1 protein-coding gene is annotated in these 668 nt (G+C 47.2%); it reads right to left on the bottom strand.

Going from position 1 to position 668, the window contains the following annotated elements:
- Nucleotides 1–668 (bottom strand): reverse transcriptase domain-containing protein (locus AEA42_RS08490; RefSeq protein ID WP_245391644.1); only part of this gene is annotated, 668 nt, incomplete at both ends.

Here is a 668-nt window from a genome sequence, read left to right as displayed (position 1 = left end):
GGAACTTGCTTTGGCCTACCTTAACCACTTGGCTTTTCTGTTCGTTAACAACCAGTTTTAGCTTAGTGGCAAGATAGCGAGTAATACTCTTGAGGACACGTTCGCCCGCTCGTTGAGACTTGACCAAAATGATAAAGTCGTCCGCGTAGCGGGCGAATTTGTGCCCTCGGCTTTCCAGCTCTTTATCAAGACTGTCCAACATAATGTTAGAGAGTAATGGCGAGAGTGGGCCGCCTTGAGGCACGCCTTCGAAGCTTGCTTCAAATTGGTCGTTGACCATCACACCAGCTCGCAGGTATTTACCAATAAGCGCCAGCAGACGCTTATCCTGTACCTTGATCCTCAATTGAGTCATCAACAGGTCGTGATTTACTCGATCAAAGAACTTGGACAGATCAACATCGACGGCAAATTTGCGCTTCTGTTTGATGATATCTCTGACTTGCAAGACCGCTTGTTTGGCATTCCTATTCGGTCTAAAGCCGAAGCTATTAGCCGAGAAGAAAGGGTCAAACAACGGCGTGAGAATTTGAGCAATAGCTTGCTGTATCACACGATCAATGACGTTAGGGATACCCAGTTTGCGTTTACCGCCATCGGGTTTGTCGATCTCTACGCGTCTGACTGCTGAAGGGTTATATTCACCTCGTTCCAGTAGAGATTTACAC

Source organism: Shewanella sp. Sh95, assembly GCF_001308045.1.
GTDB classification, from domain to species: domain Bacteria; phylum Pseudomonadota; class Gammaproteobacteria; order Enterobacterales; family Shewanellaceae; genus Shewanella; species Shewanella xiamenensis.
This window is presented reverse-complemented; position numbering and strand designations above follow the sequence as displayed.